The sequence below is a fragment of the Amycolatopsis sp. NPDC051371 genome, assembly GCF_040682155.1.
GTDB lineage: Bacteria > Actinomycetota > Actinomycetes > Mycobacteriales > Pseudonocardiaceae > Amycolatopsis.
Genome location: NZ_JBFBAG010000101.1, coordinates 1 through 8886, shown reverse-complemented (window position 1 = coordinate 8886; position 8886 = coordinate 1). Strand labels below are relative to the sequence as shown.

The following is an 8886-nucleotide window of genomic DNA, read 5'->3' as shown; positions in this document are numbered from 1 at the left end:
GCCGTTCGCGCGGCCGGTGGCGGCGGTGGGGGGGGGGGGGGGGGTGGGGGGGGGGGGGGGGGTGGGGGGGGTGGGGGGCGGCGGGGGCGCGGTGGGGGGGGGGGGGGGGGCCCCCCCCCACGGCCGGGAGGGCGCCCGCGAGCTGCTGGACGTCCCGGTCGTCGACATCACCGAAGCGGCCGCTCACCTGGCCTGCCTGCTCGGCCGCCGCTACGGCGTGGTGACCACTTTGGACCGGACGTGCGGGCTGATCGAGGACAGCCTGCACACCGCCGGCGTCGCGCAGAACTGCGTCACGGTCACCGGCGCCGGGCTCGGCGTGCTGGAGCTGACGGACGAGCGCCGCACGGAGTCGGCGTTGCTGACCGCCGGCCGCCGTGCGCGCGACGCCGGCGCGGAGGTCCTGGTGCTCGGCTGCGCGGGGATGACGGGGCTCGACCGGAAGATCTCGACGATGCTGGACATCCCGGTCATCGACGGTGTCGCCGCGGCCGTCCGGCTGGCGGAGTCGCTGGTGGCGCTGGGGTTGAAGACCAGCCGCGCCGGGTCGTACGCACGCCCGCTGGACAAGCGCCGCACCTGGCCCGATTGACACCGGGCGCGCCGCCCGGACAGAATCCCAGTGCCGTACCGCCGCCCGGTGACGAGTGGGGATTTTGACGTCCCCGTGAAGGGCGGTCGAAGTGCGAAGGCTCCGCGTTCTGGGCGCGCTGGCGGTGTCCGCGAGTTTGCTCCTGGTCCCGATCAGCGGAACAGCGGTGGCGGCTTCCCCGCCGCACACCGTGGTCACCGACGGCGCCAAGCTCGCCGGAATCAAGCAGGCGTTGCGCAGCGGCCACGCCTCCAAGGCCCAGCGGGACGCGCTGAAAGCCGTGCTGGGCAAAGCGAACACGGCGCTGACCGGCGGGCCGTGGTCGGTCATGGACAAGCCGGCCGCGCCGCCCAGCGGCGACAAGCACGACTACATGAGCCAGGCGCCCTACTGGTGGGCGAGCGAGAAGACCCCGGAGAACCCGCAGGGCTGCCCGTACGTCAACAAGGACGGCCAGCGCAACCCGGAGGCCGACGCGATCACCGACCACACCTACCGGATGGTGGCCTGGGACGCGATGTACTACCTCTCGCTCGCCTGGTACTACACCGGCGACGCGAAGTACGCGAAACGCGCGGCGCTGGACATCCGGACGTGGTTCCTCGACCCGGCCACCAAGATGAACCCGAACATGAACTTCTCGCAGATCATCCCGTGCAAGACGACGATCAGCGGCACCGGGATCATCGACTCGACGCAGTCGTTCAGCCAGGTCCTCGACACGTTCGCGCTGCTCGACAGCGGCGCCCCGGGCTGGACCGGCAAGGACCGCTCCGGCATCAAGGCGTGGCTGACGCAGTACCTGGACTGGATGCAGACCAGCCCGCAGGCGAAGCTGGAACTGGCCGCCACCAACAACCACGGCACCTTCCTCGACATGCAGAACGCCACGATCGCGTCGTACCTGGGCAAGCGGGACACCGCGCGCAAGATCGTCCTCGAAGCGGAGCAGAAGCGGTTCCCGGTGCAGTTCGCCGCCGACGGCAGCCAGCCCCTCGAACTGTCGCGGACGATGTCCTGGCACTACGTCAACTTCAACCTCACCGCGTGGGGCCGGATGGCGGAGGTCGGGAAGAACCTCGGCATCGACGTCTGGAAGTACCGGGCCCCGAACGGCGTGACGCTGCGGAAGGTCGTCGACCAGCTGATCCCGGGCGCACTGCAGGGCGCGGCGGGCTGGCCGCACCAGCAGATCGGCGTGTTCGACCAGTCGATCGCGGCGGACATCTTCCACGCCGCGGCCGAGGAGGCGCACGATTCCGACGCGGCCGCCGCGCTGAAGAAGATGCCGCTGCCGGCCGGCGGTGACACGTGGCCGGTGCGCGTGTCGTGCTTCCCGCTCGACCCGCCGCTCAAATAACCCTACGAACGCCGGGAAATCCGGACACCACGTCCCATAGCGCACGCCGTGCATGATTGGTCTAGTCCAAAGTATTGACACTCGGTGTCCCCGCGCGCACATTCATGACCGGGGCCGGACCCGCTCGTGAAGCAGCCATCGCGTACGCCCTCTCCCGCGCCGTCGCGGCCGGGAGAGGGCCGTCCGCCTGCGCGAGGAGACGCCCATGCAGCGAAGATTCGCCCTGGTCGCCGCCGCGGCCGCCGCCGTCGTGATCGGCGCACTGACCGTCGCCGGCCCGGCGACGCCGGACGCGGCCGCCGCGACCTCCGGCGGGGTCCGCATCGCCTACTTCGACCAGTGGTCCATTTACCAGAACGCCTACTACCTCAAGAACGTCGACGCCATCGCCGGCAACCTCGACTATCTGCTCTACGACTTCGAGAACATCGACCCGAGCAACCTCACCTGCTTCGAAAACACGAAGGCGACCACCCCGGACCCGGGCGGTGAAACCGACCCGAACGCCGGTGACGGCGGCGGGGACCAGTTCGCGGACTACCAGAAGTCGTTCGGCTCAGACATCAGCGTGGACGGCACCGCCGACACCTGGAACCAGCCGATCGTGGGCAACTTCCACCAGCTGCAGGAGCTCAAGGCCCGGCACCCGAACCTCAAGGTGCTGCTCTCGATCGGCGGCTGGACGTACTCGAAGTACTTCTCCGACGCCGCCGCGAGCGACGCGTCGCGCAAGAAGTTCGTCAGCTCGTGCCTGGACATGTTCATCAAGGGCAACATCCCCGCGTCCGGCGGCTACGGCGGCCCGGGCACCGCGGCGGGGATCTTCGACGGCATCGACATCGACTGGGAGTACCCGGGTTCGCCCACCGGGCACGTCGGCAACCACTACAGCGCCGCCGACACGGCGAACTACACGGCGCTGATGGCGGAGTTCCGGGGCGAGCTGGACGCGTTGGGCGGCAAGCACTACGCGCTCTCGGCCGCGCTGCCCGGCGGGCAGGACAAGATCGCGAAGATTCAGACCGACCGGATCGGGCAGTACCTGGACTTCGGCAACGCGATGACGTACGACATGCACGGCGCGTGGGACGCGACCGGGCCGACGAACTTCCAGGACCCGCTGTACTCGTCGCCGAACGACCCGTCCGGCACGATCCCGCCGGGCACCGAGAAGTACACGACCGACTCGGTCATCAAGGACTACCTGCACGGCAACAGCGCCTACGGCATCGCGGGTGGCTTCCCGGCGAACAAGCTCACGCTGGGCATCCCGTTCTACTACCGCGGCTGGACCGGCGTCCCGGCCGGCTCGAACCACGGCCTGTACCAGTCCGCTTCGGGCCCGTCGCCCGGGCACACGCTGAGCGGCAACGTCCCCGGTGTCGCGATGTACAAGGAACTCACCGGTGTCGTCGACAATCCCGCCGACACGTACTGGGACCCGGTCACGCAGTCGGCCTGGTTCTACGACGGGACGAACTTCTACGGCGGCTCGTCGGCGCAGTCGATCAAGGCGCGCACGGACTACATCCACTGCACGGGTCTCGGCGGCGCGATGATGTTCTCGCTCTACGACCTCGACCCGGGTTCGACGCTGTTCCACGCGGTGGTCAACGGCTTGGCGGCCTCGACGCCGAACTGCTCGGCCCCGCCGACCACGACCCCGCCGACGACCACCACTCCGACAACCCCGACCACACCCACCACGCCGACGACCCCACCGACCACGACACCCACCACGCCGCCGTCGATTCCCGCCTGGGCACCGAACACGGCGTACGCGACGGGCGCGAAGGTGACCTACAACGGCATCACGTACACGTGCCGCCAGGGCCACACCTCACTGGTGGGCTGGGAACCGCCGAACGTCCCGGCCTTGTGGCTGGCCAGCTGAAAGATGTCGTGAGTGAGAAACAGTGTTCTAACCCTGTTTCCCACTCACGACGTCAGTTCCCGTTGGGGGCGCCGACACCCGGGGCGGGCGCCGTCGCGTTGCCGGCGATGCCGTAGCGGCCCGCACCGCCGTCGAGCTGTTCCTTCAGCGCCAGCACCGTGCTCACCCGCCCGGCCGAGGAGTCCACGTTGTCCACAGTGGACAGGATCGACGTCGCCGACGTGTCCGCGCGGACCACGCCCAGCGCGCCCGTCCCCTCGGCGGAACCGGCGTCGCCCGCTAGCACCGTGCCCGCGCCGGAGCGGTCAAGCTGCGTGGCGAACCGGGCGATCGTCGCCGCGCGGTCGCCCGCGCTGTCGCCGGTCGCCTGGGCCCCGGTCAGCACGATCGCCAGCTGCGCCGGCTTGACCTCCTGGCCCGCCTTGACGAACCCGCCGTCGGTGAGCCCGCCGATCGCGGCCGCCAGTTCCTCGCCCGAGGACTGCGGCTTCGCCGTGGTCTTGTCCAGCAGCAGCACCGAACCGAGCAGCGCGCCGGCGAGCGTGCCGGAGTCGCCGGCGGTGGGGAACTTCGAGCCGGCCGGCTGCAAGCGCGTGACGACGTCGCGGAGCTGATCGGCCTTCTCCGGGTCCGCGAACGCGGCCGTCAACTGCACCTCACCGGTCACCGAAGCACCGGACTGGCCGATCAGCTGCTTCAGCGCGTCCCGGTCGGCCGGGCGCGCGTCCTCGGTGGTCACGAGCACCACGGACCGCTTGTCCAGTGCGCCGGCGACGATCTTCGGGCCCATCGAGCCGGCGAACGCGTCCGCGTCGGCCAGCCGGGCGTTGAGCGCGTTGCGCTGCGCCTCGAGGTCGGAGACCTGGCTGCCGAGGTCCTTCTTCTCCCCCGCCAGCCCGGACAGCAGCGAGCCGTTCAGTGCGGTCGAGCCGAGGACGACCCCGACGGCCAGCGCCAGGAAGCAGGCAGCGATGGAAACGACGTGGTAGCGCAGCGAAATCACGTGAACAATCCCTTGACCCAGGCAGCGAGCGAATTCCAGGTGTGCCGGAGCCAGTCCAGGTAGACCGAGCCCACGTCGGACACCAGCAGGGCCGCGGCGACCACCACGACCGCGGCGAGCACGAGCAGCACGACCGCGCCGATCGACACCCGGCTGCGGTGCAGCGTCGCCACCGCCTTCCCGTCGACGAGCTTCGTGCCGAGCTTCAGCCGGGTCAGGAACGTCGACGGGTTCGAGCCGGACCGGCCGTGGTCGAGGAACTCGCGCAGGGTGGCCTGGAAGCCGACCGTGACGACCAGGCTCGCGCCGTGCGCGTCGGCCAGCAGCAGCGCGAGGTCTTCGGCGTTGCCCGTCGCCGGGAACGTCACGGCGCCGATGCCGAGGTCCTGGATCCGCTCGACGCCGGGGGCGTGCCCGTCCGGTGCGGCGGGCACGACGACCTCGGCGCCGCCGCGCAGCGTCGTGGTGCCGATGCCGGTGGGGTCGCCGACGATGACGTCCGGCGTGTAACCCTGCACGCGCAGGGTGTCGGCACCCGCGTCGACGCCGATCAGCACCGGCCGGTGCTCGGCCACGTACTTCTTGAGCTTCTTGAGGTCCTCGGCGTGCCCGTTGCCGCCCGCGACGACCAGCACGTGCCGGTCGCGGATGACGACCTTCAGCTCCGGCACGCCGACGCCGTCGAGGATCAGCGTGCGCTCGCGGCGCAGGAACTCGATGGTGTTGGCCGAAAACGCTTCCAGCTGCGTCGACATCCCGGCCTTGGCCTCGATCATCTGGTCCGCGACGCTGTCGGCGGTCTGCTCGATGCCGGAGGCGACCTGGCGCTCGCCGACGTAGACGACGCCGTCGTGCAGCCGCAGCTTCGTGCCGTCCTTGATCGTGCGCAGCAGCTCGCCGCCGACCGAGTCGAGCAGCGGGACGCCGGCCGCGACGAGGATCTCGGGGCCCATGTTCGGGAACCGGCCGGAGATCGACGGCGACGCGTTGACCACGCCGGCGACCTCGGCTTCGACCAGGGCGTCGGCCGTCGCGCGGTCGAGGTCCAGCTGGTCGAGCACGACGATGTCGCCCGGACTGATCCGGCGCAGCAGCTCCCGGGTGCGGCGGTCGACCCGGGCGACCCCGGTGATCCCCGGGAGGGGTTCTTGGTTCCGCGTGAGCAAGCCGGTGAGCTTCATGTGGCCGATGGTGACAAATTTGCTCGTGGGACGAGGTACGCCACGCCGTAGCAGGCGTGACTCGTTGTGGTGAGCCGGGTCGCGCATCCCCCGCGCGGGTCAGGCCTCCGACTCCTCCGAGAGCGACCCGAAACCGAGGTTCAGCCAGGGGCTCGCCGGGTCCTGAAGGAGCTGGTGGTGGACCCGCACGGCCGCCGGGTACCACTCACCGAACTCGTCGTCTTCGGCGTGCAGCACACGGCCCATGACGTACCCGGCCGACAGGTCGGCCCATGACTGGTGGTAACGGCGGGCGAGCGAACCGGCTTCGAGCACCATCAGCTCGGCGGTCAGCGCGTCGCAATAACCGGCCGCAAGACCCCACCGGGCGATGTTGACCGCGCGGCCGACGTCCCACGACAGCGCCGTCGTGACGAACCCGTCCGCGTCGACCAGACCGTCGGCGCGCAGGCGCTGCTCACAGCGCGAAACCCGCCGGACGGTGTCCTTCAGCTCGTCGGCCTGGTCCGCGGCGTCGTTCTCCGCGCACCACCGGTCCACCAGCTCCGCCCAGGTCAGCGGGTCGAACTCGCCGTTGCGCAAGCCGTATTCGGCGGCGAACCGCAGGCGCAGCATGAGCACGAGGTTGCCGGGCGTCAGCGCGTAGCCGTCACCGATCAGGTCGGCCATCGTCGCGCGCCAGCCGGGCGGGTCCGGCACGCCCCACCAGTCGCGCAGGCCCCGCACCTCGGCGACGTAGTCGTGGCGGCGCGCGTCGAGCACGTTCCACGGCGCCGCGTTGAGCACGGCCAGGTGCGCGCCGCAGGCCAGCGCGTGCGCGATCGGCCCTTCGAGGTGCCCGTACGGCGCGGTGATCAGCCGCTCGACCTGCTCGTCCAGCGGGGTGACGTCGTCGTGGTGCGCGTCGAGCCACGGCTGCAGGGTCGCGCCCGGCAGCCGCCACTCGCCGCGGGTGCCGCGGTTGAACACGACCCGCTCGTGCCGCCCGACGCCGTCGACCGCCCAGTCCAGCGCGCCGCTCATGGCGACGACGTCCGGGCCGAGGTCGGGCAGCGCCCCCCGCGTGAAGACCTGCAGGAACTCGTCGCCGCCCGTCTCGTAGTAGACGTTGGGGAAGGTTTCTGCCCGCTCGTCGAGGATGCTGCGGGCGTCCGCCCGCCGGATCGGGACGAAGAGCTCTTCCCCGGCCAGCAGCCCGAGGTAGCGGTCGAGGTCGCTGTCGCGGCGGGCGGCGGCCAGCTGCGCTTCGACGTCGGCGGGCGGCGGCAGGATCACGGGGCGGCTCCCTCCGCTCGGCCGGTCAGCACGACGAGCTTGCCCGCCGTCCGGTTGTGCTCCAAGTCGTCGTGCGCCTGCCGGATCTCCGTCATCGCGTACACCTCTGCCGGGCCGAGAGTCGTTTCGCCGGCGGCGATCCGGTCGAGGTGGCGCTGGAGGACGGAGGCGGGCAGGTCGTCCGCCTCACCACCATAAGCGGTCAACCGCACCCCGGCGGGAAGGTAGCCGATCGGATAGAAGTTCGAGATCGTCCAGTGGTTGGACAACATGCCCGTGAAGCACACGGTGCCGTGCACGCGGGTGGCCTTCAGGGTGTCCGGCAGGGTCGGCGTCCCGACCAGTTCGAGGGCCGCGTCGACGCCTTCCGGCGCGATCTTCCGGACCTGCGTCGCGACGTCGCCGTCGTCGAGCAGGGGGTGGTCGACGCCGTGTTCGCGCAGGGTTTCGAGCCTTTCCGGCTGCCGCGTGGTCGCGAAAACCGTGGCGCCGAGGTCTTTCGCCAGGGCCGCGGTGGCGAAGCCGAGCGCGGACGTTCCGCCGCGGATCAGCAGCGTCTGGCCTCGCTCGAGGTCGAGGCCGGTGGTGAGCGAGCCGTACGCGGTTTGGAGCGTCTCCGGGACCTGGCCGAGGATCTCCCACGGCAGGTCCGAGCGGAACGGGATGACCTGCCCCTTCGGCACCACCGTGTATTCGGCGTAGCCGCCGTCGAACGTGCGGCCCATCCCGCCCATCATGGTCGCGACCTGCTGCCCCGGCTCGAACTCGCCGTCGGGATCGGCGTCGACCACGCCGACGGCCTCGATGCCGGGCACGCGCGGGAACGTGACGCCCTCGGCCAGGCCCAGGCGGGTGTGCAGCTCGGACCGGTTGAGACCGAACGCCTTGACGGCGATCCGCACCCAGCCCGGTTCCGGCTCGGGCAACGGGAGGTCCGTCAGTTCGAGGTTCTCGACGGGACCGGGCTCTCGGAGTACCACCGCGCGCATCTCGGGTCCTTTCTTCGCATGCGAACAGTACGCACAACAACTGTCCGCGCGAGTAGTATTCCCGGGGTGAGCCTGTCCCGAGAACACGACGCCGCGTGGCGGGGATTCCTGCGGTCGTCCGCGCTGCTGCTGCGGGTGCTGGACGCGGAGCTGCGAGCCGAGCACGGGATGACGCACCGGACGTACGACGCGCTGGTCCAGCTGTCGGAGGCCCCCGACCGCCGGCTGCACATGAAGGACCTGGCGGCGGCGCTGGTCCACAGCGCGAGCGGGTTGACGCGCATCGTGGACGGCCTGGAGCGGTCGGGCTACGCGCGACGCGAGCCGGACCCGGACAACCGCCGGTCCACGCTGGTGGTGTTGACGGACGCGGGCTTGGCCGCGCTGGAGAAGGCGTGGCCGACGCACGTCCGCGGGGTGCAGCGGCACTTCGCGGACCAGCTGAGCCCCGAGCAGGCGCGGGTGCTGGCCGAGGTTTTCCGCGATATCACCACGAACCTCGAGGACGGCCCGCCCCCGACGTCTTGAACGAGTCATGCTCGGCGCAAGGGGTCGTGAGTGAGAAACAGTGTTCTAACACTGTTTCTCACTC

At 70.7% G+C, this 8886-nt stretch carries 7 protein-coding genes and 1 pseudogene; 4 read left to right on the top strand and 4 right to left on the bottom strand.

Going from position 1 to position 8886, the window contains the following annotated elements:
• Positions 1-118: 118 nt before the first annotated feature.
• From AB0M59_RS53165 to AB0M59_RS53155, 3 genes and pseudogenes are all read left to right on the top strand, one after another.
• Positions 119-592: pseudogene (locus AB0M59_RS53165) on the top strand (aspartate/glutamate racemase family protein); the annotation flags it as partial.
• Positions 593-683: 91 nt separating this feature from the next.
• On the top strand, positions 684-1952 hold the full coding sequence (locus AB0M59_RS53160) for an alginate lyase family protein (RefSeq protein ID WP_364631965.1): 1269 nt from the start codon (positions 684-686) through the stop codon (positions 1950-1952).
• Between the two features lie 205 nt (positions 1953-2157).
• Entirely contained in the window at positions 2158-3846 is a 1689-nt protein-coding gene (locus AB0M59_RS53155; protein WP_364631963.1) for a glycosyl hydrolase family 18 protein, read from the top strand.
• A gap of 52 nt (positions 3847-3898) precedes the next feature.
• Here the strand turns inward: AB0M59_RS53155 and AB0M59_RS53150 are convergent, their stop codons facing one another.
• The 4 genes from AB0M59_RS53150 to AB0M59_RS53135 form a co-directional block, all read right to left on the bottom strand.
• Positions 3899-4849: a copper transporter gene (locus AB0M59_RS53150; protein WP_364631960.1), complete on the bottom strand. Its 951-nt coding sequence runs from the start codon at positions 4847-4849 to the stop codon at positions 3899-3901.
• Positions 4846-6030 carry a putative cytokinetic ring protein SteA gene (gene steA / locus AB0M59_RS53145; RefSeq protein WP_364631957.1) on the bottom strand — a complete coding sequence of 395 codons (1185 nt, stop codon included), beginning with the start codon at positions 6028-6030 and terminating at the stop codon, positions 4846-4848. Before steA ends, AB0M59_RS53150 begins: the two co-directional genes overlap by 4 nt.
• Positions 6031-6129: 99 nt before the next feature.
• Positions 6130-7305: a DUF1266 domain-containing protein gene (locus AB0M59_RS53140; RefSeq protein ID WP_364631954.1), complete on the bottom strand. Its 1176-nt coding sequence runs from the start codon at positions 7303-7305 to the stop codon at positions 6130-6132.
• Positions 7302-8294, bottom strand: a complete 993-nt coding sequence (locus AB0M59_RS53135; protein ID WP_364631952.1) for a zinc-binding alcohol dehydrogenase family protein — start codon at positions 8292-8294, stop codon at positions 7302-7304. The genes AB0M59_RS53140 and AB0M59_RS53135 overlap by 4 nt, the downstream gene beginning before the upstream one ends.
• A gap of 66 nt (positions 8295-8360) precedes the next feature.
• On the opposite strand from AB0M59_RS53135, the gene AB0M59_RS53130 reads away from it, so the two are divergent.
• On the top strand, positions 8361-8822 hold the full coding sequence (locus tag AB0M59_RS53130) for a MarR family transcriptional regulator (RefSeq protein ID WP_364631951.1): 462 nt from the start codon (positions 8361-8363) through the stop codon (positions 8820-8822).
• Positions 8823-8886 lie beyond the last annotated feature (64 nt).